The organism is Nesterenkonia muleiensis, from assembly GCF_003600155.1.
GTDB lineage: Bacteria > Actinomycetota > Actinomycetes > Actinomycetales > Micrococcaceae > Nesterenkonia > Nesterenkonia muleiensis.
The window spans coordinates 1-25,171 of record NZ_QWLD01000009.1 but is presented as its reverse complement, the minus strand read 5'-3'; the positions used below and the strand labels follow the sequence as shown (position 1 = coordinate 25,171).

The following is a 25,171-nucleotide window of genomic DNA, read 5'->3' as shown; positions in this document are numbered from 1 at the left end:
GGGACTCCTTTTCATGCTGCGCCTATCCCCGGGCATAGAGGCCCAAGGGAGAATCGGCGCTTAGTGGTGATATTCAGAGGTTGCCGCAGATGCCAGGACCGCGAGGCGAAGGCTCGGGCTGGTCGGCCGCCTCCTGATTAATAGCGGCAATATTCTATTTTTCAAGTGTCCGTTCGCCTTTTCTGTCAGCGAAAAGACACCACCGGAACAGTGGCCAGATGACCTGTCCAGCTATGATGTGGAATTGTCAACGTTCGGTCAGGACCACGTCAGAGACATCCACCGGCTCGGCGTTGGGTCGATTCGCCGTCAGTGCAGCGCTCAGGCTGCGGGCCACTGCGCCGGGCTTGGCATCGGTGGCAATGTAGTAGGTAGCATCCACGGCCTCCTGCACTTGCCGTGAGGGCGGTTGGCCGAGGCAGACGGCGTGTACTTCGCCGGGGAACTCACCCAGCCGCTGGTAGAGGCCGTCGAGGTCTGGGTCGGTCAGCAGGAAGTCGGAGAAGACGATCAGCTGTGGCCAGTATCCCGATTCCGTGCCCCGCTGGGCATCTTGTTCCAGTGAGCCCAGTACCGGTCCGAGGCTGGATGAGCCTCGCACATCTGGTGGTACCCGCAGGTTGCCGTAGACCTGGGCCATGTGGCCCCTGTCCTTCATGAACCCGGGACTGGTGACGTACCGGCTGGGTACATCGAAGTGACGCACCTGAATCCGCGTTCGGCTTCGGCTGCGCCCGCGTGTCCGGGTTTGTAGATTCCGGATGGCAGCGGCCGCCTCATCGAACCTCTGCCCAATCGGGTCGCCTCCACCTTGGGCGGCGCAGATGCTGGCAGAGTTGTCGAATACCATCTGGATCAGGTGCGGAATATCCGGTTCACCTCCGGGGTGCCCGAGGTCGTAGTCAAGCTCCGCCTCCACTGGAGACGAAGTCACCGTGGCAAGGATGGGAGCCGGGCCGAACACCCGAGAGGGCTGTAGGCGGGATTGGGCAAGCCGTGTCATTTCCGGACGCCTCCCCGACGCTCCGCACTCCCGGAAACCTTGCCAGTGGGCCTGGCCGCACCGGTCGGGTGTGTGGCCCGCTGTCGGCCCAATGGCTCCCGGCCCGGACCGTGCCCGGCGGTGGCGGGATTGCGGGCAAGCAGCCGGTACTTCGCCCCCTCTACCACCAGCCGGGCGGCCTCACCCTGGTGGGCATGCTCCTCCCGGATAGAGGCAGCACGCGCGTGATTCGTCGTCTCGGAAGATACTGCTCGCGAGGCGGCGTAGCGGCGCAGGCGCTTGGTCTCCCGCGAGTAATCGGCCTCGTAGATGGCCAGGGTATCGGCGACGTCATCCCCGAACATCCAGCCCGAGATGACCGAGGCCGCCGCCAGCATCAGCGCCAGAGCGGCGAACAGTAATCCAGCAGTCCCTCCGTCAACCACACTTCTCAGTCCGTAGACGGCCACGGCCAGGCAGACGAACCCGAACCCGGCTAAGCCCACCACGCCGGTGAGCGTCTTCTGCCCCGTAGTCGGTGCGGTGAACAGTTCTCGGTAATTGTGCAGCGACTCTGGCAGCTCGCCCTCGGCGTAGATGGCTGCCCGGCGCTGACGCCGCCACTGCACAGCGAGTGACTTTCCGACCATTCCCAGGATGACCGCGCTAACTCCGGCCACCCCACCGATGGCGTAGGAGTTCAGGGGCGTCTCGCCGAGCATGAGGGCGGCACCAGAGACAGCAGCCACCTCCCCGCAGGCCAGCGCCGCCATCCGCGCGCCGTAGAAGTACTTGCCCTTGGGTGAACGGGTGCGGAAAGGCTGCAGGGCCTTCTGCGTGTCCATGTGTGCCTCACGTGCCTGGTCTGCGACCTGCTGCTGGCCAGCGGCAACGTGGCGGTCAGTGTCGGCGGGGAGCAGCAGGCCGGCGGCGTCGACCTCGGAGTCCCGGGCGGCTTCGGCGGCTTCGGCGGAGAAGGACTCCGTCTGCTCGGCAGCGCGCCGATCCCACTCTTCCTCCCGGTAGGTCGTAGCCACTGTGTCGGGCCGGGGCACCATTTCAGCACTCTCGGACAGCGGGATGCCGGTGTTGTCGGCATCTTCGCGAAGCTGGGCAGCAAGGTCATCGCGGCCTCGAGGCGAGGACAACGAGCCGGGATCACTGACGAGATGGTGCGGCCGGGGCTTCCTGTTGGGCATGAGGCCGTTCATGGAGATCACCGCAGTCCCTGATGCTCGGTAACGACCAGTACTTCGTCAGCGCCGGTTCGCTCGCCCATGAGCTGGTAGAAGGCCGTCAAAGCCTCAATGTGCGCGGTGGACGGGTTCTCACCGCTGGCCACCTGGCCGATGCCGACGATCCGCAGATTGGCACCCGAGAGATCAGGGACGTCGATGTTGTCCGCCAACTCGAGAGCCTCTTCGACGGTGGCCTCAGCAGGCACTCTGCCGGATCCCTGGGTGTTGAGCCCGTCGGTGACCAGCACGATGTTGGCCTCCGCCTCCGGGCTGGCGGCGCGGGCCTGGGCGAGGAACTCCTGGCCACCGCGGAACTGGGCCACCACGTCGGTGGAGACATCCAGCTCCTCTGCCACCTGCGGATACGCCGCGTCGATGGCCTCCATGGAGGTCTCCACCAGCTCTGGCACCGCGTTACGCAGGTGCGAGTTACGGGTCGCTCCCACCCTGGTGATGGTCTCCTCCAAGATGGGAGCCGTGTCTGCAGCCCCGGCTGAGAACGCCACCAGCGAGAACCGGCCACCGCAAGCGGCGGTGTAAGTCAGGTACTCTTCGACGACCGTGCGAGGCGTGCCGGCCAGATTGGCGGATCGGGCGCTGCCAGATTCATCGATGCGGAGCTGAGTGTAGACGGGGTTCTCGTCGGCAGGACAGGCCTGGGCGACCTCCCGGAGTTCATGGAACTGCTCCGGAGAGACCGCTGAGTCCCCGCAGGCGCTGAGGAACGTGATTCCTGCGGTGATGGTCGCCGCCAGGTAGACCGGGCGGCGTAGATTGGTATGCGTCGTCATGATGTCCTTCTTCTGATTCGCGTTGGATGTAAGGGACTTGCGTAATGGCGATGGCCTCGCCGGGAGCGGCAACTCCCGGCGAGGCACCACTGTGGATTACAGGTTCTTGTAGGCCTCGAGCTCCATCTGCTCGGCCTTCTCCAGAAGCTCAACGGCTTGTTCTGCCTTATTGAGCATGTGCGTCCTGGTCAGCCGCATGGTCTCGATATCCATAACGTGCTCGCCGGTCCGGTCGGGCTTGAACAGATACGCTTCACAGACGACCTGCTCGATGGCGTAGACAGCGTTTCCGAGCAGCTCGTGCAGCTCAGTGGCGTTACTCGGGCGGTCGGGGGTTGAACGGCTCGTATGCAAGCTCGTGGTCATGATTCTTCTCCTGTGTTTGATAGTGATGACGGATTGGAAGGTCCGGTGCCGCCCCTGAGCGGGGCGGCACCGACGGATAGTAATCAGTGGTGAATGGCGGTCTTTTCGATGCGATCGAAAACCTCTCGAGTGTGATCAAGGATGCCCAAGAAGTCGCCAGTGTTGAGATGGACATCCTCATGGCGGTCCAGTTCATCGCGGACGTAGTGCAGCGCATTCTGTGCCGCAGCCTCAACATCCAGTAGGTACTGGCCGACCCGGCTGCTGAGCTGCCTGGAACGATGGAGCCGGTCATTCGTTGTGGCCGGTGTGTTGTTCTTCGGTGGGACCCCGGCGATGGGGCTGATGGGGATGGTCATGACTTCTCCTGGTTCTCAATGGTGGTGAAGTGGTGTTCAGTGATGAGCTGCCTCTGCCGCTCCAACAGTTCCTCAACGACATCGATCCGGCTGAGGAGCTTGGTGGCGTCAATGCGCGACTGCTCTTTCTTTCTCAAGAAAGTGCGCATCGCAGAGGTGTCGAATCCGATGCTGGTGATGGTCGCTCTCAGCACGTTCAGAAGCGTCGTAGTGAGTTCTTCTGTTTGTTCTTAGGTGGTCGTCAAACCTCCTGCCATATGTTGTGGTTTCGGGTGTATGCGACCAGATAGGCCGTCAGCGCCGTCGGTGGCTCACCGGCAGCCATCCAGACCTCATCGAAGTGGGTCCAAATGTCTTGGGGTGCATCACCGAGGGGTCTCTCAAATAGCCCTCGGCGATACAGGTCTTCATGTCCTCTATGACTTGGGGCCACTGGCCCTCATACACGGCCTGCTTGAAGATGCCCACGGCAACGAGGATGTCCTTCTGCTCGACGGCGGTCTGAACCTGGTGTGAATAGTCAGTTCTCATATCGGCGCCAGGGGCCTCAGGCCGGGATTGATCTACGTGTCCTGGTGTCCCGATCATGCCGGCGTTGAGCCAGCGACCCTTCGAATGCGCTAGAGCGGATCCGTCTAGACCCACTGTTACGTTGGTGGGATGTCATGGTGAACCTCTTTCTACGACTCGATACGGGATGAGTTTGGGAGACGAAGCCGTGGCATCGGCCCTCGGTGCGCCAACACCGAGGGCCACACGACTAGTCAGAAAACTGAAGAAGTGAGTGGACTGTTGGGGGCGGAGCCCGAAGGCTCCGCCCCCAACAGTCGTTGAGGTACTCACTCGTGGAACCGGCGCTCGAGATCCGCGATGGTTTGGATCTCTGTGATGTGGCGACTGAACTCCTGCATAAGTCGCATCACGCCTGTGACCGGCTTGAGCAATTCGTCTAGATCCGTCTCGATACCGGAACGTTGCTGAATCTCAAGAAACAGCTTGCGTCCAGCGACTGAAGCGACGATGGCCTCGCTAATGGACTTGTTGAGTCCATAGGCGAGCTGGTCGTTACTGAGCTGATCCAGACCCATGTCAACGGCCATCAACTCCTGTTCCAGGGATTCATGCCTGCGCTCCATCTCTGCTTCCTCTCTTCAGTTCTCAATCTGCTGCTCGGAGTGCCACCCCTACTGAGGTGAAAAATACTCCGATGCATTCGACAGTAAAGCGTGATGAATCGCTCTGACCAGCAGGTTTGGGAAGCTAAGATGGAATACGGATTGGAATCCTGGAATGGAGAATGGAACTTTCCAGGTGAGCGCGGCAAAGCGAGCATCAACTCTTCTGGCGATCTTTGTGGCATGAAAATGCCCCGCAGATGAAGTGCGAGCTACGACCGCGGACTTCTGTCATTGCGGGAGCATCTTCACTTCAGCCTTGCGGGGCTGTCCTGTTAGTACTGAACTACGTAATTCGCCACCTTCTCTGCCAACTCCTGTGGTGAGTATCCGTCGAAATGACCACCGGTCAAATAGCTATGGAGCTGACTACGTAACTCTGGAAGGGCCGCTTCGGAGTCCCCGGGTGCCACCTCCCAGAAAATGTGCTCAAGTTCGGCATGTCCACGCCCCAACAGCTCGAAGTCGAGAATGTAGCTGTAGACCTCTGTGCGGATGTAAGGGTTCTCATCCGCGGCCAAAAGAACCAAAAGATCAATTACCCACTGCGGATCCCTTGGATATATCTCATATCTCAAAGTCTCCCAGAGGGCCGAGGGCCACTCGCTAGTACTTCTGTTCATACTTATGCCAAGGAAGTGGTTGCTTGCGAGGATAAGGCCCACCAAGAATTCTGCATCCTTGATTGCCAGACCCTCGAGAAGTTGCTCGATCTTCTTGCGGTGACCGGTCCACGGCCCACGGCGCTGATAGTCAATCATGTGCTGTCCTTTCTGCGAGGAGGTGTGGGTAGAACCGCAACTCAACACAGAATGTGAAGAGGGCGGCGTCCCGGAGCCATCAGCTCAAGGACGCCACCCTCCACGGGGGACTTATCGTTATTTATAACAGAAACTCTATGATAAGTAAATGACATTTTTTATTTCTGAGGGGGCTAACATATTTCTCCGGAATCCTCTGTCCGTTAGGTAGCCTGTAAGGCATGATCAGAGACGCCTCAGAGCTTTCTGCCGACAAGCAAGAGTGGGTTCGTGTTCTCCGGCGCTTCATCCAAGAAAGTGAGCACTCCGAGGACATCTTCGAACGACTGAAGATCGCCATCACTGATACTTTCGGTGAAACTGAATTTGACGCTGAATCTTGGAAGTACATTCTCAACCGGTCCTGGATCTACAACCGCCAACTGGATAAGCAATTGGGACTCGGGGAGGACGAACGCGACGTGCGCCAGGGGCGCAGAGAGGCAGCGCGCGCCTACTTACTCGTCAAAAAAAGTCCGCGAGATCCCGATAGCAGCGTCGAGCCGACCGGCAAAGACCGGGTCATCGTCTTCCCCGAAGGACGAGTCGCGTGGAAGCTGCGAGCCCGGCAAGCATGGGCGTGGGTGAACTACTGCAAGCACGCCAAAACAAACACCGTCACTACCTTCGGCACCGCCCAGAAAAATGGACTACTCAATAGACCTGATTTTGCAACGCAGCTAGTTGAGGATATTTTCAGGTTCTTAGAACATCAGGAAACTGACCCTGATGGAGCCTCAGAAAGCTCCGACACGACAGTCGGTCGGGGTTTCAGCGAAGACTTCGGCACAGAACGTAAACCGTCCCAGATCTTAGCAGAAGGCTTGCATGAGTCTTCTGAAAACAGCTTGGAGGCCCCCGCGGTTGTCCCAAACTCAGGGCCTGCGGCGAGCGACGTTCAAAGACTTCTGGCTTACTCCCGATCATACGTCGGTGTCCTCGAGCAGAATGTTCTCGGCGGCCACGACCGGAACCTGCGTGAGGACAACCCGGCTGATGCCTACATTGTCAGGGACATCGAAGCCGACCTGCTGGCAAAGATACGCTCCGGGGACGTTCATCATGTGCTCATTGATGGCGAAGCCGGGCACGGGAAGTCAAGCCTGCTATGGCATATCAGCTCAATACTGGAAAGCGGAGGCCACCCCGCTTTGGTCGTGTCCGCCACATGGCTTCTAGCGGCGGGCGATCAGCCGCCGCTTCTGAGCCCTGAAGACATCGTCGAGGCTCTGAGCGCGCTAAGCAATGGACCCAGAACACCTATCCTGCTATTCGACACAGCAGATGTTCTGCTACACACCCAGAACCTGATCATGCAGACACAAGACTTGATCAGAAAGGTCATCGGCATTGGCGCTCAGATCATTGCCACCGTGCGGCCAAGGGAAAAATCGCGGCTGAGAGAACTCTTCTCGACCCACATCACCCTGACTCATTATTCCGACGGTGAGATGGAGAAAGCCGTTCTTGCGCTGATGAGGCGTAACCTCCCTCAGCTTGAACCCAGTCTTGGAATAGAACTGATCCGGCAGGCGCATACCCGAGGGTTGCCGATGCTTGACATCTTGAGGTCACCACTTCTCTCCGGCATCTTATTCGAGCTGAGCAACGGAGACCTTCCGGGCCTGGACTTAGACGTGACCGGCTTGTACCAGCGCTACTGGAACCACCGGGTCAGAGACGACATGCGCAACAACAGCCTTCCCTCACATGCCCAAGACCTGAGACCTATCGCGGGCTATCTTGGATTAGCGATGCTGATCGAAGCCATCCCTGAACTCGACCGGGACGTAGCAGAGAACCTCATCGAAGAGATCAAGGATCCTCAGAAGCTGCCACACGGCACCCCCGGGCAGCTCAGTACTCTCAGCTCTCGAGGAGTGGTGGTCCTGACCGATTCCCGCTACCGTTTTCCGCATCAGACGCTCTTCGAGTTCGCAGCCGCACAGGGACTGAGAAGTCGCGGCGGAGCCAAAGAGATCCGACGGCTGACCAAAATCATGATCGACGAGCGTCCCCACGACTTATTCACAGGTGCGGTGCTGGAGCAGTTGCTCATCCTCTCGGCGAAAGAGCGCCACCTCCAGCCAGTGGTCGGGCAGGCGATCGCAGCGCTGCTGGCTTCAGACAATCACGGTCTGCGCACGGTCGCAGTCATCGGATGGGTCCACCTGCCAGGTGCAGACATTGACAGTGACCGGTTCATCACCGGACTCGACGAAGACTCGGTAAATCGCCTGGTCAATCACCTGCCGCAAGTCCAACACAGGGACCCCTGGTATGTCACAGACCTACTGCGTAAGACATGGCGATATCACCGCGAGACCAACCATAGGAAAATAATCGAGTGTATTCACCGTTTTTCTCTCCGCTTCCCAGCCCAGATAGTAGAACTATGCCGAGACGAGGAAATTGTTGGATATACGATGACCTATCAGAGGCGATCGCTGCATAAACCCCGCTATCTCATCGACCTCATTCTTGCACTCACCGATGAGGACCCAGCCTACGTCAAACGTCAGATCATGACGCTTATGAAGATACTTCCGCAAATATCCGATTGCGCGAAACTCTACGAGCTGATGACGACTCTCCCATCACTGATCCAAGACGCAGAATTCTCAACAGCCCTTGAGCGCACGGGCACCGAGATTGAACACCGATTCTCCAGAAGCAGTCACACTGAGCTACGACTCTCAGCCGCAAGATTCTTCCATGCACACATTGCCCACGCCTTCGCCGAAGACCCAGTTAATTCATGGTATGAATACGCCCAGAAAACCCTCAACCTCGTAGGACCCAGATACCCGAACTTCCCGTTGGGCGTGCGTCTTTTCAGCATCGTCATCTACTGTAGTCAACAGACCGACACCGCCTACCTCAGGCGTCTTCTCACCCCATTATTCAACGCAGAACCGATCAATGGTCCGCTCTACATTGATGGGCCATTCCTCAGGCCCATCCTATGCTTCGATGCACAGGCCGCCCTCGTAGTTCATCAGTTCTTGGAAGAAAAGCTCCGAAACGGACTACCAACAAGCCAGAACACAGAGGTAACCGGCGCGCAATCCTGGGCTATGACCGCTCGCACTACCTTGTCCCATCCTGATATTCCCGCCCATCTCAATTCTCGTATCCATACCCAGATCCCCGGCTATGAGCCAAGCTGGTGGACTCACCCGCACTACCTTATGTCTCTACTGCCATCGGCGGCGCGGGGCGGTAACACTGACGCCAAAAGGGCACTACGCTCCCTGGTGCAGAAACCCGAAAGCCTAGACCCCTCCAAGAGGCGAGCACTACTCAAAGCCGCAGCTTTACATCATGAGTTGGACGAAGAGGTAGCAGAAGCCACCGTGAGCCTGATGATCCAGGCACAAGCCCTCGGTTCCCTAAAGACTCTGTCCAATAGCTATTCGGGAAGGGTGGCCATCTGTCGGCATCTGGATACTATTTTGGACCTAATCAGTCGTCGCATCTACAACACGTCCAGCTCAGAGACCGCCATCGATCTCTGGCAGACACTGCTGTCCTCAGGCATCGTCACCTGCACGAATAAACAAGTTACCGACGCTCTGAGCGTGGTCCGAAGCCCAAAGGCCAAATCTGCGCTAGTGCGCATACTCCCTGAAGCTGTCACGGGAGACACTGCGGCTATGACTTCTGCCCTGGCCCAACTCGTTAAAGAAGTTCCACAACTTCTCCCGGACGCCACTGAGCCCACAGTCACGCAGAACAGCCATGTAGTCAACGAACTCATCGATAGCGCGCGCATTTCCTACCGGGGAATCTTAGCAATGCGGGCAGACCCAACCGACTGGGACGTCTTCTTCAGCCTGGTAAAAACCCCAAGAAAAGCAGGAAGCACGGCACATCAATTCGATACCAATCGATATATCGATGTGAGAGTTTACCTGGCAAGTCTTCTGACCAACAAAGAAACTCCGCGTACAGAAGTGCTGCAACACCTGGTCGTCGCTGCATCGTTCCTCGCGTCCGACGCATTCACCCCACAACAGCAAAAGTCAGCGTCGAAGTACCTTTCACCCCCCGCAAAAACCCTATTGAACTACCTCTCACCCACCGAGAGTTTCCACGCGCTCAAGAACCTCAACAGCTTCCCGTCAGTGCTAGCAGAAACGCTGATATCCCACCAGATCACAGGCAGCGGAGCACCAGACGTCGAACGGCTGCTGGCCAATGGCGAACTTAAAGACAACCTGGTGAGATTCGCAACCAAGCGCTTACGCACACGCCGAGAGGCCGGATTCCATCCGTTGACTGAACTGCGGGAACCACCCCAGTAGCCACTCCGTGGACTCACGTCGGGAAAACACGTATCCGCGCAGCGTAGAGCATTGGCCGGAATGAAAAACGGGAGCCTGTACCCCGGCGGAGAACCATCAGGTTCTCAACACCGGGGCAGGCTCCCAGGGGGGTGTCGCTGGCCGTCAGCGTGTGGACCTGGCCGGCGACTTCTTGGAGGTGGCGGCACGGGTCGAAGCTGTCGCGGATGCTCCCCCACTCACAGACGTCCCTGACGCTTTGTTCCCGTCCGCAGCAGCCGGTTTTCCGCCACGTGCAGTTCCAGGCTTTGCGGGAGTGGGCGTCACGCCTATATCACCGAGGACAGCTGCAATAGCTTTGCGCTTCTCCTCGGCTTCTCGCTCGATTCGCTTACGCTCCACTTCAGCAGAGCTGTTAAGCCGGTTCTGCACTCCCGCAGCTCGCTTCTTCAGCTCCGGGTCATCCTTTGCTCTGGTGACCCAATCAGCCAACGCGATACGCGACTCTTCTGTAGCGCTGCGGCCGTTGATCTCGGCCAGCACCTCCAGCTGGGCGCGCACCTCATCGGACTGTCGGATGGTGAACGGGCGAACAACCTCGCCGCTGGTGTGGATGGATACTTGCTCGCTCATGGCGAGACCTCCTTGGTTGTGTGCGACGGAGGACTCCGAATGAGTCCTCTGAACCTAACGCCGCAGTGAACCAACGAGGCCACGTGTCGGGATGCAACTGCTGCGAGACCTTGGGGCAACACGCAAATCACCGACCCGTGTAAATGGTTATACGCAGATGTTGCAGGATTTTCAATCGTCTCTTCGCTGATGTTGTTAAAACGACTCGATCACGACCGGGGTTAAATCAAAACAGTATTGACTTATTTGTGAGTTGTAAGATAATCATAAACATAGTGTTGAAAGACGAATCACAGCAATCGCGGCCCAAGTACAGTCGCCTTAAGCGACCACTCAGAATGACTCGAAGAGTGGTTTTTGCACAGCTTGCTTTCTTGGCTTTCGGCGCACCCGCTGTACTTCTCTCTCTCATTGCAGCAGAAATAGTGATCGGGTTCAGCATCACCCAGCGCTTGAATCCTGTAGCACGGGTAGTGAACTGGCCAAGCGAGTACATACTCAACTCGTGTAATTACGTATCAGCTGAGGAAGGCGGGTACCTAAAGGGTGCTCCTCCTAACGATAGCCCGTACTGGGATGGCGCAGAACACAAATGCCGCGCACGCGGAGATGGGCACTTACTGCGACCCTGATGGACTTGGGTCTCCTGATGGTCTCCCAACGAAGTGAGCCGGCTCATCTTGGGCGCGCATGGGCTTTCTGATGCGGATTACGCGGACCGTCGCCGTTTACCAACCAGCATTGCTGTTCCAGCACCTATAAGCGCCAGAGCAACCAAAAGCGATACGGCCATAGCAGTGCCCGTGACCGGCAGTCCGCCATCTGCATCATCACTGTCATTTTCGTCCTCTGCTCTGGGTGAGGCTGTGGACGGTGTATCCTCGCTAGGAACAGTTTCGGTCGGCAAGCGCAGAGAGGGATGGCTAACCTCCGCTGTAGGTGCGGCTTCGGCTGTTTCGCTGACGCGTGGCGGAACTGTCGTAGTTGCTTCTTCTACTGAGCTCGACGTGGAAACTGATTCAGTTGCACTTGGAGCCGGGCTTGAAGTACTCGCATCGGAGGGTGTCGGAGTTTCCTCCGGGGTTGATGCTGTGGTTTCGCTAGGCTCCGGGACTGGTGGGGTCTTTATGCTGACATACGTCCAGCCAAGCAAACTTCCGGAATCTACGTCATAGGCGGCAAGTTGATGCTCGCCAATTTCGACATCAGCCCCAAGTGTTGCCGTGATTGAACCGTCTACAACTTGATAGTCACCCAGGTGCTGCGGTTCAGCGAAGAGCCACAGACCCACTTCGGAACTAAGTGACGAGTCTACGAAGTGCACGGTGAAGTCTTCTCCCGGCGTCAAGGAACCAACATCCAAGAGGATCTCACCCTCTAATTCCTCAACCAAGTCCTCCTCGCTAGGCTCAAAGTGTGTGGGGTCCTCTGTGACAGTGGGCTCTTCAGCTGGCGTAGGGGCCTCACTTGGTGAGGGCTCCGAGGTTTCGATAGGAGCAGGACTGCCCGTGTCGCTATCCGAAGGAGAAGGAATAGGTGAGGCAGAAGGCGACTCTGTTGGTGTGGGCTCCACGGTGCCACTCTGTGTAGGTGAGGGTTCAGGAGTTGGACTCGTCGTAGGCGATGGGCTGGGAGATGCTGTCGGAGTGGGGACATGCTCTGTTTCAACCATGGCCTCAGCAATTCCAACAAGCTCCGGATTTAGACCGTTTTCCACAGCCTGACCCACTAGTTCATCCAGAGTCTCAACCATGATTTCGTCCGATAGGTCAATTGCATAGACGTCAAATTCCAGGGCGGAAACGACATCCTCATGCGAAGAAGACCATAGGGTTATGTTCAGGACGTGATCACCTGGAGCGAGACCGGAAGCGTCGAAGTTCACGGCCACTTGGGTGGCTCCGAAGCCATCAAGCGACACGGGAATCTCGCCTAAAGTGTCACCTTCTGAGCTTGCCACGTTCAAAACGAACTCTTCAGCATGTTCACTCCGGCTCTGCACATCGACTAGGACCTGTTGCTCCTCAGTATGTGCCGCGAAGAAAGCTGGCCCCTCAGCTTCGATGTCTCCCACGCCGTCGAAACTGGTAACTGGTTCAGCTGGAGGTTCTGGAGCATTTTCCGAGCGTGGGGCACCGAATCCGCCAATTCCACCACCGTTGTAAATCAGGTTCTCCCAGTCGTTGAACGGGTGGTGCCGAGAGAAATCGAGCGGGAACGGAGAATATGCCGGACGAGGAAGTTGGTAAATCCTGTTCATGACACTACGATAATTTTCGTCCTCATGATACTCGCCGTGACCCTCTCCAGGACCGCCATGTCCTAACCCCAGGTTGTGTCCAAGCTCATGCATGAATGTGCCGGCCTCGGCCCGGCGTGCATCGGTATAAGTCGATGTCGATCCTCGGAAGAAGCTACCGTTCATCATCACGTCAGCGCCTGGAGCACCACGCGCTTCCCCACTGTGGGTTCCGCCTGCGATTTGGTTTACATACACGAAGTAATGAAACGAGTCGCGCCGGACGTCGTCGAAATGATCATCCATAATGTCGTAGAACTCATGCCATGCAGTCTCGCTCTTCCAAGGCACCGCATTCCCCCCGGTGCGCCATCCGCCTTGATCACTCCATACAAAGGGAGATGAAAGTGACGGCGAGTATGGTCCCGCATCTATATGAAGGTTTATTCCCACACCCGCTGTCCCATCAGGGCGCGTATATGGCGCTACGGCGAAGGCATCCACAACGTCTTGGAGTGCGTCAGGGTTCGGAGTACGAGAAATCCGAGGCTCTAGACACCACAGCTCCTGGGGTATTCCATGATCCCAACCTTGGAGCTCTGGGCGCTCGCTCACCACATTGTCAATGGCATCAGCCAGACAGGCCCCTGCCGGTCGTTCCATCCAGTCAACTTCCACGAAGATATCCGGACGATTGGGATCAGCACCCATTTCATGCAGTGGAAGATCCGCAGTGCCATCACCGGAGTAGTCAATCCCGTTTCGCTCCCACTCATCAGGCAGCGAGTCACCGTCCGAGTCGGTCAACAGGTCAACGGTCTGATGACAGCCGCCGCTGTAGATCCACCGAAAATTGTCGACCAGTGCGGCCGAGTCATAGATGGAGTCGCCGATGTCCTGAACGCTGAGAATGACCGCAACCTGTTCCGCTGACTCATCTTGCGCGATCGGGGTGACAGCCACCAGTGGCTCTGTTGCCCCATTCATGCCAGTGCCACCGGAGGTTTCGGTAAGACCCAGGACAGTGTTGATGGATATATAGTTACCCTCGTCGTCGTAAGCGAAGTTGTGAGGGGCAATCACTTGATTGTCCTCCATGTAGAACTCGCTCTCGAACGGTTCAGCGCTGATGAGCTCGGCTGTGAAAATGTCGTTGAAACTAGAACCGACGTAGTCAGGGTATTCCTCGGAAAGAAACTGAAAGTCAAACGCTAGGCACTGAGCTGCTTCTGGTGGGTCCAGGAGCAAGGTCACGGCAGTCAGGTCGTTTCCGTCAGCCCCCGTTGGCGCGCCATCCAGTTCCGTAGAGAGGAAATCTTCTGGTTCACCGCCAATTACCTCGCCTGCAATGCCAGTCGACAAAATGAGATACTCGGACCCCGCATGAGGGAAGATCCCAAACGGGGTACTGCTCGTTACGATCGCATCAGGGTGTGCATTGACCCGTACGTCGTCCAACCCCTCAAGGTTTAATGCTTGCTTGATCTCACTGTCAGAGACACTGACTGCTCCTGAGCCCTCGGTAGAACTGTCCTCGTCCTCTTCGTAGGCCCCTTGCGCTGTCGCGGGGACAAGGCCCAACGTCAGACAGGCAACGGCGGCAGACATAGTGGTAAGCAGACGGGTGGCCCGAGCCATAGGATCCCCTTCAAGATGTGAGCAAGCAGCGCTGTCGAAAGTGCTTCGTGACAGCTTCCTTTAGCACGCGTGATCCGAATATCCGATTCACTATAGGACAGGGGCACCCATCAAAACGCTCGTTTCTGCACAATCCGGAAAATCCGAACAATTTCCGAACCCATGTCGAAACCCGGAACTCGAGCTTGCCAATCGTTACAGGACCTCACCTCGACGCGACTAACCACTTGTCGTCGCGTTTCGCCATCACCGCCGCAGCCCAAGACAATGGAGGTGTATTCCCTCAACAGATCCGAACCGAGGACTCACCCTCGTCATAGCGACCCGTAGACCAACCAGATGGTGGAGTCCCTCCCTGGGTGCAGGACACTCGTCGTACCCGAACACACACTGTCATAGTAGCGAGAGGCGCCTCCGATGAGCCACAAACATGGATCAATCACCCGTTGCCGTCCGCAAGAGTCGGCGCGCGGGTAACTCTCTTCGTAGTCGGCAGCGGCCTCAGCCAAGAAGACGTTGCCTCTGCCGCAGGGTTTGCGCAGTACACCTTCCAGAAATTCGAGAAGGGCGAGTCCAAACCGGGCACAGCCGCCAATCCCTCACTTCTCAATGTGCTGGCCATCGCCCAGGCTCTGGACACCAGCATCGAGGATCTCCTGCCGAATGGCGGGCCAAATCCGCTCCAGGGCAGGCATTAGATCACGGTCGAGTTCAAGCAGAAGACCGAGGAATAGAAAGAGCCCGCCACACGGGGAGCTGCAAGTCGCGGTATGCAACGAGCTCTTTCGTAGACCGTATAAACTAGGAAAATTGGGTTCCATCGCCTCGAAAGCATATTAGCCTTCGTGAACTTCTTGTCGCACAGGCATCCAGCTTACTACGGTCAGGTCTCCCGGACGGACGACTCGTATATCTAAAAGTGTTTTAGAGCCCTATGCGGGATTCTTCATAAAGCCGGCTTTAATGAGTTCTACGTCCGAAAACATAGGCTTGGTTGGGAACGCTACCTCAACAGGATTCGCCCCGTCCTTATCGTACATCTTGTAGATTGCAACTTCGCCTACTCGCCGCACGAAAACACTTTTATTCTCTAAAGCTGGGTTAGCAAAGATCTCCTTGTTCTCTCGGTTTTGCGGGGTCTCATGCTGTTCTGTGAGTTTTTTCATTAATTTTCTCCTATTAAGGAATAATATATCACGAATGACCTAATTCGTATACTCGGGACAGCGCATCTGCCACCAACCAGCCGACAGCCACGTCTCGCTTCTCATCAAAAGCATTGACCTCTTCTGAATCAAGACAAAGAAAAGCTCGAATAGGTATTCGCGCCGAGCCTTTTCCCTTTGTTGGCATTCTAGGGCGAGGGGTAACTGGCCAAACAATCACTGATTCGTATTTTGGGTTCACGCTGGTTGTGTTGTAGTCAGGGTAGGTTGACCGACTGCCCGTAAACCACACCTTCTTCTCTCCGCGGTAAAGTTGGCGGAAGTCTGTGTTCTCGTCAATGAGGTGGGGCTGAGGAAATGAACGATCAATGACTTCATTTGTGCGATACGCATCTGTAACGAAGGGAGGTTCGACGCCCTCGCTCCCCACCTGTTTGACGCAGACCCTTACTTCTATTCCAAGCAAATTCACATAGGCATCCCGTATCCCGTCGCAAGCTTGTTTGATAAAGGACAAGATCTCTGTCGTCGTGTCCTGATTGCCAAGCGAGGCAATCTCTTCATTCAGTCTTCGGACTGCGGCAAGCGTGAAGTCAATCGCCTGCCTTTCAGATACGGCCTTCTCCACTTGTGCCTTGAGGGACTCAGTCTCTGTCGTGAAATTGCGAAACAGCCGATCGAAGTGGTGAGCCATCAGCCATGTGAGGAATCCAAAGAGAACAAACAGCATTCCAAAAACGAGTGCAAGCCATGCCCCCGATAAGCTACTTCCCAGGAGAACAATCAGCGTTACCGTAACACCAGTGACCGCTGTAAGTGCACCAACGACATAGATCACCCATCGGACTGCCACAGAGAGATGATCGAGTCGGCTAGCAACCGGACTCGATGGCGGCAAGGCCCCGTTCAATGATTCCTCCAAGTAGTCGCAATACTGGGTACATCCAATGTTGTCATTCACCACTGCTTCAATACGGCAACACCACGCGAACACGCTCGTGACGCATGCATGGAAGTTTAGTCGGGACGGGCGATATCTCAACCCTCCCCCTGGTTCCACCGCTGGTGACGCTGCGCCGTAAAGGCCTCGACTACGCGCCGCCAGGCACTAAACCCACCCCTGGCCAATGTATACGGGGTGCGCACAGCTCACCCGAAACCAACCACCTACATCAGAGGTGAATCATGAGCTAGGCGCTACCAGTCTCAAGCTTACGAGTCCGACCATTGTAGTCTTCCAGCGTTTCTTCGTGGTGCCTGACTTGGTGTTTCCAGGCTGCACCTTCAAGCTCGCCTGTAGAGTCGCGGTCAAGAATCTCGTCCAAACGGTTGTGCACCTGATCCATAGCTTTGCTGAGCCGCTCCGCTGATCGCTCTTCATTAGCCTCAATCTCCCCCAGCAAGCGAATCTCCAAGAGGTTCATGCGCTTGTCCATAGACTCGAACCGCTGATCCATAGTCTTATAGCATTGACCGATCGAGCCGAAACGCTCATGCATATCGTCAGCCTGAATTTCCATCTCACCCAGTAGTTTAGAAAATATTATATCTTTTAATGTATATATTTTTTATAAGTCATCTTGCAAACCATTGTAAGCACACTCCTGAAAGATATTAAATATACTCTTTCAGTAAGAAGTAGCTGTCAACGACCTGAGCGTTTGAGGTGGCGACTGAGCACGCCTAATATCCCAGCAGGAGTTATCTCGTATTGAAATCATGATAAGGACTAGCGTCAAAGCCTGATCGGTCCCACGCCTAGTCCTTGAGCGGCGTATTAGCAGCATCCTTGAAGATGAGGCGCAAGCTCTTCCGCTCCTCGTACGGCTGCTCATACCAATCGTCGCGTTCCTTCAACCATTCTAGCACCCATAGCTCTGCTTCGTCGTCCATCAGGCGTCGGCATCGGCGCAGGTACTCCGGCGTTCGAGGCTCGCGGAGCGTTGAAGTACCACTGACCCGTGCGAGTAGCCGATGCTCATCAAGCAATAGCGTCCTCAGCAACCCGTTATCCTTCTGGACGATTGTGTATGCGCGTCTAAGCGGGTCATCAGACATCTGCTCCCGCCAGACTGTCACTGTATTCACTTGTATCCCCCATATATTAATTTATATACATCTAGAATAACTCGGATGGCGCGAAGAGTCGATAATGATTATGACGTTGCATTTGAATCACTTTATTTCAGCTAGTCATCACACTGGGTCCACGGGAATTGCCGCAGCTCCCAGCCGTCAATGACACGGCTCATCATGTGCGTCGCCACCAGCTCCGGTGTCGTGAGGAACGTCTAGTCGGCGGGTTCTCCGCACGTACACAGTGCGCTTGGCCTAAGGTTCAGGTCTTGGATAGATGCCTCTCACGGCGAAAGCACACGGCTCAGGCACACCAAGGCCCCTATTGCCGCTGTGTGATCGTTTCTGATTTTTCCGTTCGGGCCCGGAACTCGCCCCAGCGGAGCCTACTTAGACTAATCTGGAACCCGACACTCTTTCTTATGGCTCGCGTCGACAGAGAGGAACTGCGGGATGGCATCAAGCAACTCAATCATGCTTGAGGAACAAGGCAATATTTCCGTAACTAAATGCACCGTCGAGCCACTTCTGGACCTCATAGGCTTGAATATTTGCAGAAAATACTCATCGTCGCACTCTACAGGATATATTACTTATGTGCTCACTTAAAAAGTCTTAATACCTTACAATATAATGCGTACATATTATTGCTAATTTAATTTTATCTAAACGTCGCGAACAGCGCGAACAAGGAGAAGCACTCACCATGAAAACCCAATCAGAATCACTACCATCAATCGAGAACGAGACGCAAGAGCGCCTTACTGGCTTGCGTAAAATCATTGCCATCGGGTCGCTCGCACCGTTTGCCTTGAGCGCTTGTGGCGACAATACCGAAGCAAAAGGGCCGGAGCCTACTGTCGTGCAAGAGACAGTTGACGAGACAGAGCCAGAAGATACTGATACCGTAGAGACAGAAGCACCTACAGAAGAGGTTGTTGAGTATGACGAGGATGAACTAGAGTGGCGTGCTACAGCATTCGACAAGGAAGCAGCAGTAGAATTCATCGACTATCTAGGAGGGGATCTTGAGGAGTGCGATGACCCTGAGGCTGCAACTGAGCCATGTATCGGTGAGCCGATATTTACAACCGAGGGTTCAGAGATATATGCCGTCGAGGGCGCGAACGAACAGGCACTCGAGTGGATACAGAACCGATACCCACAGGAGACCATCGTAACAGTGCAGCATGTAGACTATCATGGCTATAATGATTCTATTACCATCAACACTGGACGAGTCCCACAAGACTAAAATTTCGCTGAGTACTCGCGAAGTTACAAAAAACTCCATACGCACAACAGACCTCCGAGCAATAGAGGTCTGTTTTTTATTTTAGCTCATATTGGGATGTATTGCAGGTGAGTCGGCCGCTTTAAACGTATTCACTGAAAAGTCATATACCCTGATGGAAAACAGTGAAGAGTCGTGGCACAGCTCGCGATCTCTTAATGTTTATTATTTTCGGAATTTTATAGATTCCACTGCATCAGAAACTTCGGGCGAAGACCCGGGGCTTTTCGGCTTAAGGACCACTTTACAAGGTCGCTCAAAGTCCCGATATGTCCCGGGGGGTTGTTGCGAAAAGTGTGGTCGTCACTGCTGTCCCTCAACCCAGTCCACCAGCTCGTGGAGCCAGTACCGCACCGAGCCGCCTACCTTCCTATGTGGAGGGCCCTCACCGCGTACCCTCCAGTTGCGCGGTGTTTTGGGTCCCAACGTCCAACACTGCGGAGGCGGAGTCCTCACGGAGCATCTTTACGGGGAGTTCTGATTCAGTCTTCTCACTCATTCTCTCTCGGTGTCCTGCATACGCAGTAGTGAGTGCTTCGCAGTGAGTGCGTGTCCGTGTCTGGGCCTGAATGTAGGCTGAATGCATGGAGAAGGCGCGCAGCTTTGAAGAGATCTACCGGCAGGCCGATAGGTTCGTGTTGGACTGGAAGGAGGCCGCAGGCGACGAGCGGCAGGAAGCCCAGATGTTCGTCCGCGATCTGCTGACCATCTACGGGCTCACCCACTCCCGCGCGGCTCTCTACGAGCGGCGGGCCAAGCGCACCTCCACCGGCAGACAGGGCTACATCGATGCCCTGGTTCCCGGCATCCTCGCCATAGAGATGAAGTCCGATGGCGAAGACCTCGCCAAGGCCGAAACCCAAGCCCTGGACTACCTCAACGACCTTCCCGACGCCGAGTTCCCGGACTGGGTGCTCACCAGCGACTTCAAGACCTTCCGACTGCTGAACCTGAAGGACGGCTCCGAGACCGAGGCCGCCAAATGGACCATCGAGGACTTTCGCGACCACGCCGATAAACTCGCGTTCCTGGCCGGATACGGCCAACGCGTCCTCTCCTTCGAGGAACGCGAAGCCGCCTCCATCAAAGCCGCCCAGCTCATGGCCTCCCTCTACGAAGGCTTGGCTGAGTCCGGTTACGACGAGCACGCCTCTTCGGTGTTCATGGTGCGTTGCCTGTTCATGCTCTACGCCGATGACACCGCACTGTGGGGAGAGCGCGACCTCTTCCTGGAGTTCCTGGAGAACCGCACCGAGGAATCCGGCAATGACCTGGGGCCGATGCTCGCCCAGCTCTTCCAGATGCTGAAGACCCCACCGGAGCGGCGGCCGAAGAACCTCACTGGTTTGCTGGCCCGCTTCCCTTACGTCAATGGCGGACTCTTTGAAGAAGACGTCTCCATTCCTTTCTTCGACGCGGATATGCGCCGTCGGCTCATTGAGGCCTGTTACTTCAACTGGAGCGCGATCAGTCCGGCAATCTTCGGCTCACTGTTCCAGGCGGTGAAGGACAAGGCCGCCCGCCGGTCGCTGGGTGCGCACTACACCACCGAGCGCAATATCCTGCGGGTCATCAAGCCGATGTTCCTTGATGAACTCACCGCTGAGTTCGAGACCAAGAAGGACTCTGTGCGGGGACTGCGCAACCTGCGTGAACGGCTCGGGAAGATGCAGTTCTTCGACCCCGCCTGTGGATGCGGAAACTTCCTGATCATCGCCTACCGAGAGATGCGCGCCCTGGAGCTGCGCATCATCGAACGCATCCAAGAGATGGAAGCCGGACGGAAGTCCGTGTCGGCCTTGGATGAGGGGCTGTTCTTCATGGGCGAGCAGGTCAGTGTGCGGGTGCGGAACTTCCACGGGATTGAGATTGAGGACTGGCCCGCACGTATTGCCGCCACTGCCCTGCATTTGGTGGAGCACCAGGCCAACCAGGAGATGCAGGCCCGCCTCGGCGCAGCCCCTGAACTCCTACCCCTGGACAAGGTTGAGACCATCCACACTGGCAACGCCCTGCGCATGGACTGGACCGAGGTCGAACCCAGCGAGAACGTCCACATTCTCGGCAACCCGCCCTTCCTTGGCGACAACACCCGAGAGGCCGACCAGCTCGAAGACCTCAAGGATGTCTGGGGTCGGGATTACACCGTCTCACGCATGGACTATGTCACCGGATGGTACAAGAAAGCAACGGACTACTTCGGTGCCCGCAACGGGACCTGGAGCTTCGTCTCCACTAACTCCATTGTCCAGGGAGACCAGCCAGCACGTCTGTTCAAGCCGATCTTCGCGGCTGGGTGGCAGATCAAGTTCGCCCACCGCACCTTTGCTTGGACCTCGGAAGCGCCAGGGGCAGCCGCCGTGCACTGCACCATCATCGGATTCACACGCCACCCCCGAGAGCGTCGCCTGTTCACCTACGAGGAACTGCGGGGAGAACCTTCTGAGGAGACGGCGACCAACATCAACGCTTACCTCGTTGATGGGCCGGATGTTTTGGTGGAGAAGGCCTCCAAGCCGATCTCTCCACACATCGAGAAAACTGCCTACGGCTCCAAGCCTACTGACGACGGCAATCTCATCATCGAACCCGAAAACTATGACGAGGTCGCCGCAGACCCCATCGCGGCGAAGTACCTTCATCCCTACGTCGGCGCGCGGGAGCTGATCCACAACGAGGACCGCTGGTGCCTCTGGCTCGATGGCCTCGACCCCAAGGACTTAGCGAAGTCTCCCATCCTGAAAACGCGAGTCGAAGCCGTCCGAGACTTCCGCGCGGCCTCCAAAGCCGCCTCCACCCGTGAGTTCGCCCGCTACCCCCATCTCTTCCGGCAACGTGCGAAACAGGAAACGCCCTATGTATGCGTGCCCAGACACGTCTCGGAGACGAGGCACTACTTCACCGTGGCGCTCTACGAACCAGAGGTCATCGCCAGTGACGCTAACTTCACCATTCCGGACCCCACCGGGTTCCAGTTCGCCCTCATGTCCTCCTCGATGTTCATCACGTGGCAGAAGACCGTCGGCGGACGCATCAAGTCTGACCTGCGGTTCGGGTCCACACTCTCTTGGTACACCTTCCCGCTCCCCGAAGTCCCCGACGACCTCCGCGAGAAGATCATCGCCGCCGGACAGGGCGTGCTCGAGGCTCGGGAGCGGCACTCCGACCGCTCGCTCGCCAACCACTACAACCCCCTGGCGATGGACCCCGCCCTGATCAAGGCGCACGACAGGCTGGACGCCGTCGTCGACCGTGCTTTCGGCGCCAACCGAACCTGCCAGTCTGAGAAGGAACGTCAGGAAATCCTCTTTGCCCGCTACGCCGAGATGACCGCCGAAAACTAAGGAGCCGTACTGTGCCTGTCTCGATCTACGCTTACCGCACTCTGATTTGGGTCCACCGCCAGAACCGGGACGACGTACCTGCCTCGATCATTCCCGAGGACGTCCTACCCACCGAAGAGCGGCTGGGGGCACGTGATGAAATGAACAGCTGCGGGTGGCTAGCCCAAGCCGATGAAGCTCTCGCAGGGGGCCCGGACTTCACTCTGTCCAACAACGGAAAACGGCGTGCCCGGAGGTGGAAAGGCGATTACACTCTCCGAAGTGCTCAATACACGATTCTGCACGCAATTCCTACTGAGCCGAACACCGCCCTGACAAGCGCTGAAGACGCATTCTGGCCCCAGTACCAGGACCCGGTTACCGGCGAATCCCCCTCAACGGATCTCATCGAACAAGCCGCCGAAATGCTCTACCAGGACCAGCTTGTCACAGGTTCTCGTACTTCGGGACCTGCTCCATTCTACCTCGAACTGACGCAAAATGGCCGCGCAGTAAGGCGAGAGCACTACGTGCCCAGCCTCAGCGCCCCGGAGTTAAGCCCCGCAGCAGGAGCATCTACGACGAATCAGTTCAACGCCAATATCAGCGGTGGAACCTTCGGGGCCGCCCAGTTCGGACAGAACAACCAGGCCACTGTCGGCGATGTGCACTCCGAACTCAACCAGCAGTTCCAAACCCTGCGAGAGCTCGCGAACTCTCAGACTGCCGGCGATGATCGCCAAGAAGTGCTGGAACAGATTAATCAGCTTGAAGCCGCAGCTCGGCAGGGCTCTGAAACGTTCGAGACCATGAAGAACAGCTTGCTCAGCGGGTTCGCGTCGAAACTTGGGGACCGCGCCGTTTCGGTCCTGCTGGCGATTCCGCCGCTCCTTGCTCAGCTCAATGGATGAACCGTTCCGCCACACTGCCCGGCGGTTCCGAGCGTAGGGCTATTCACAAGATCAAGCGGCCGCTATGACGGCCTCGCGGAACCTGCTCAGAACCCGCTCGCGCTTCCCAATTCGCTGGACCGGGTGGGCCCCTTATGTCGGACCTGCCGACGTCCAGGCGAACGCTACCGCTTGCCCCGGATTCAAGCGGCTCGCGATGTGAGCTCCTAGAGGAGCTGGACTATCCGTTCGAGGATTGTGAGGGCACCGAATCTAGTGAGGTCTACTATTCAGCGGGTCTGAATGTATATTCTGGAGGAGAACTAGCTAATTCGAAAGATGCTATTATTGAGCGCCTTAGAGTTTCCGCCAATAGGTGTCATGGGCGTCGGGCTGGTCGGGTGCCCCACCGGTGAGTTAGCCAGGCTTGTGAAATCAGTCGGCGGATGATGATCACGCAATTGGCCAGGCACATCAACGCGTCGATCACCCGCAGACGGCGTTCAGTGCAAATAGCGAGTTTGCGAAATCCGCGGTTATGCCAGGAGTTGGTGCGCTCCACTGCCCAACGGGCACCTGCCTGCAGCGGCTGGCCCTTGGTGCTGATCACCCCGACATAGCCGAGATCGGTCAGCAGGGCCTGGTTTTCTTGGAGTCATATCCGGCATCCAGGTGCACAGTAATGCGGTCGGGAAGATGCCCAGCGAAGCGGTCCAGCTTCGCCAAGGTCGGTGCCAGCAGCGGAGAATCATGAGCACTGGCCGCCGCGGTGACACACCCCAGAGGGATCCCGGCAGAGTCGGTGAGTAGGGAGCGTTTGGTTCCTTGTTTGCCGCGGTCTACCGGGGATCTCCCGGCGGCTTCGCCACCGCAAGGAGCCTTGGTGATGCACCCATCGACCACGATGTTTTCGAAGTCGAGTCCGATGATCTTGTCATAGGCCTCTAAGCAGATCTGTTCCAGGATGCCGAACACTCCGGCGGTGATCCACTCGTCCCGGCGGCGCCGGATCGTGGTGGCAGAACAACTCGCATCTGCGATGCGTTCATAGGCAGCACCAAGCACCAGGGACTGGATGAGTTTGTCGAAGACGACACGGTCTGGGATCCGGGGCCGGTGACAGCCCAGCGGGTGAGTGTCTTCAATGGGCGGCAGTACGGTGTGGAACTGTTCCCAGAAGGGTTCGGTGATAGATGATGGCAATGCAGGCACGGGCGCTGCCGGGGAAGAGAAGAGCTTTGGTTGACACCCTCTGATCTACCCGGGCCCGTGCCTGCCCTACCTGATCAACACGCTGCTGGCGTCCCTACCGGCGGAAACTCTAAGACAATCTATTAGGTTAGATGTTCCTAAGGTTGTTGAACTTCATCTTGAAAAGATAACATTGGTCGTCATGCTTTCACAATCGGTCGCTCCGACTTTGACTAAGTATATTTACTCACCTTATCAATTCATATATAATCGTAACCATCATGGTTGCGATCATATTATTACAAGGTAGCGGGTGGTGCCGCGGCTAGACGAACAGACCGATAGCCGCGAAGACAGCCGTATTGCGGACAATTACAAGCGTCACGATGGTCGCTATGACGCAGGTGAACTTAGTGACGCCGAGAATACCGATGCCGGTGCGGGTCAGCAGGAGACAAACGACGCCTCGGCGTAGACTGCTTCTCATCAGCAGCCAGGACGGACGTCAGTGCCCGCAGAATACTCGCCGCGCTGACCCCGAACCTCTCAGCCAGCTCTTTGCGCGGCACACCATCGAAAGCAAGTCAGCGAACATCAGCTTTGGCCTGATCGCTCAGACCACCTCGCCCGTCCCTCGCCTGGATGCCATGACGATTCAACACTTGTCGCACCGTGGCTCTGCGGACGTTGACCTTCCGGGAGATCGAGGTGATCGACGTTCCGG

At 56.9% G+C, this 25,171-nt stretch carries 20 protein-coding genes and 1 pseudogene; 5 read left to right on the top strand and 16 right to left on the bottom strand.

The window, feature by feature from the left end:
* Window positions 1–247: 247 nt before the first annotated feature.
* From DVO78_RS03040 to DVO78_RS03000, 9 genes are all read right to left on the bottom strand, one after another.
* Window positions 248–934, bottom strand: a complete 687-nt coding sequence (locus DVO78_RS03040) for a hypothetical protein (protein WP_157983832.1) — start codon at window positions 932–934, stop codon at window positions 248–250.
* A gap of 65 nt (window positions 935–999) precedes the next feature.
* Window positions 1,000–2,181, bottom strand: coding sequence for a hypothetical protein (locus DVO78_RS03035; protein ID WP_157983831.1), 1,182 nt, complete (start codon window positions 2,179–2,181; stop codon window positions 1,000–1,002).
* A gap of 17 nt (window positions 2,182–2,198) precedes the next feature.
* Window positions 2,199–3,011: a hypothetical protein gene (locus tag DVO78_RS03030; RefSeq protein WP_120003345.1), complete on the bottom strand. Its 813-nt coding sequence runs from the start codon at window positions 3,009–3,011 to the stop codon at window positions 2,199–2,201.
* A gap of 96 nt (window positions 3,012–3,107) precedes the next feature.
* A complete protein-coding gene (locus DVO78_RS03025; RefSeq protein WP_120003344.1) occupies window positions 3,108–3,377 on the bottom strand; it encodes a hypothetical protein in 270 nt (89 codons plus the stop codon).
* A gap of 83 nt (window positions 3,378–3,460) precedes the next feature.
* Window positions 3,461–3,736, bottom strand: coding sequence for a hypothetical protein (locus DVO78_RS03020; RefSeq protein WP_120003343.1), 276 nt, complete (start codon window positions 3,734–3,736; stop codon window positions 3,461–3,463).
* Window positions 3,733–3,930 carry a hypothetical protein gene (locus DVO78_RS03015; protein WP_120003342.1) on the bottom strand — a complete coding sequence of 66 codons (198 nt, stop codon included), beginning with the start codon at window positions 3,928–3,930 and terminating at the stop codon, window positions 3,733–3,735. The genes DVO78_RS03020 and DVO78_RS03015 overlap by 4 nt, the downstream gene beginning before the upstream one ends.
* A gap of 100 nt (window positions 3,931–4,030) precedes the next feature.
* Window positions 4,031–4,267, bottom strand: coding sequence for a hypothetical protein (locus tag DVO78_RS03010; protein ID WP_120003341.1), 237 nt, complete (start codon window positions 4,265–4,267; stop codon window positions 4,031–4,033).
* Window positions 4,268–4,575: 308 nt separating this feature from the next.
* Window positions 4,576–4,872: a hypothetical protein gene (locus DVO78_RS03005; protein WP_120003340.1), complete on the bottom strand. Its 297-nt coding sequence runs from the start codon at window positions 4,870–4,872 to the stop codon at window positions 4,576–4,578.
* Window positions 4,873–5,186: 314 nt separating this feature from the next.
* Window positions 5,187–5,672 carry a hypothetical protein gene (locus DVO78_RS03000; RefSeq protein ID WP_120003339.1) on the bottom strand — a complete coding sequence of 162 codons (486 nt, stop codon included), beginning with the start codon at window positions 5,670–5,672 and terminating at the stop codon, window positions 5,187–5,189.
* Between the two features lie 221 nt (window positions 5,673–5,893).
* On the opposite strand from DVO78_RS03000, the gene DVO78_RS02995 reads away from it, so the two are divergent.
* A complete protein-coding gene (locus DVO78_RS02995; RefSeq protein WP_120003338.1) occupies window positions 5,894–10,018 on the top strand; it encodes an NACHT domain-containing protein in 4,125 nt (1,374 codons plus the stop codon).
* A 144-nt stretch (window positions 10,019–10,162) separates the two neighbouring features.
* On the opposite strand, the gene DVO78_RS02990 is transcribed toward DVO78_RS02995, so the two are convergent.
* On the bottom strand, window positions 10,163–10,630 hold the full coding sequence (locus DVO78_RS02990) for a hypothetical protein (protein WP_120003337.1): 468 nt from the start codon (window positions 10,628–10,630) through the stop codon (window positions 10,163–10,165).
* A gap of 709 nt (window positions 10,631–11,339) precedes the next feature.
* Window positions 11,340–14,231, bottom strand: coding sequence for a choice-of-anchor L domain-containing protein (locus DVO78_RS17420; RefSeq protein WP_157983830.1), 2,892 nt, complete (start codon window positions 14,229–14,231; stop codon window positions 11,340–11,342).
* Window positions 14,232–14,953: 722 nt separating this feature from the next.
* On the opposite strand from DVO78_RS17420, the gene DVO78_RS02975 reads away from it, so the two are divergent.
* Complete coding sequence (locus DVO78_RS02975; protein WP_120003334.1) at window positions 14,954–15,205, top strand: helix-turn-helix domain-containing protein; 252 nt, start codon at window positions 14,954–14,956, stop codon at window positions 15,203–15,205.
* A gap of 234 nt (window positions 15,206–15,439) precedes the next feature.
* On the opposite strand, the gene DVO78_RS02970 is transcribed toward DVO78_RS02975, so the two are convergent.
* From DVO78_RS02970 to DVO78_RS02960, 4 genes are all read right to left on the bottom strand, one after another.
* Window positions 15,440–15,673, bottom strand: coding sequence for a hypothetical protein (locus DVO78_RS02970; protein ID WP_120003333.1), 234 nt, complete (start codon window positions 15,671–15,673; stop codon window positions 15,440–15,442).
* 28 nt (window positions 15,674–15,701) lie between these two features.
* A complete protein-coding gene (locus DVO78_RS17415; RefSeq protein ID WP_157983829.1) occupies window positions 15,702–16,511 on the bottom strand; it encodes a hypothetical protein in 810 nt (269 codons plus the stop codon).
* A gap of 352 nt (window positions 16,512–16,863) precedes the next feature.
* Window positions 16,864–17,193, bottom strand: coding sequence for a hypothetical protein (locus DVO78_RS02965; protein WP_120003332.1), 330 nt, complete (start codon window positions 17,191–17,193; stop codon window positions 16,864–16,866).
* A gap of 238 nt (window positions 17,194–17,431) precedes the next feature.
* Window positions 17,432–17,731, bottom strand: coding sequence for a hypothetical protein (locus DVO78_RS02960; protein WP_157983828.1), 300 nt, complete (start codon window positions 17,729–17,731; stop codon window positions 17,432–17,434).
* A 724-nt stretch (window positions 17,732–18,455) separates the two neighbouring features.
* On the opposite strand from DVO78_RS02960, the gene DVO78_RS02955 reads away from it, so the two are divergent.
* From DVO78_RS02955 to DVO78_RS02945, 3 genes are all read left to right on the top strand, one after another.
* Window positions 18,456–19,004, top strand: coding sequence for a hypothetical protein (locus DVO78_RS02955; RefSeq protein WP_120003330.1), 549 nt, complete (start codon window positions 18,456–18,458; stop codon window positions 19,002–19,004).
* A 623-nt stretch (window positions 19,005–19,627) separates the two neighbouring features.
* On the top strand, window positions 19,628–22,387 hold the full coding sequence (locus DVO78_RS02950) for a class I SAM-dependent DNA methyltransferase (protein ID WP_120003329.1): 2,760 nt from the start codon (window positions 19,628–19,630) through the stop codon (window positions 22,385–22,387).
* Between the two features lie 11 nt (window positions 22,388–22,398).
* The gene (locus tag DVO78_RS02945; protein ID WP_120003328.1) at window positions 22,399–23,277 is read left to right on the top strand and encodes a hypothetical protein; all 879 of its coding nucleotides are present in this window, start codon (window positions 22,399–22,401) and stop codon (window positions 23,275–23,277) included.
* Window positions 23,278–23,635: 358 nt separating this feature from the next.
* Here DVO78_RS02945 and DVO78_RS02940 read toward each other — a convergent pair.
* Window positions 23,636–24,468, bottom strand: a pseudogene (locus DVO78_RS02940) (IS5 family transposase).
* Window positions 24,469–25,171: the final 703 nt, after the last annotated feature.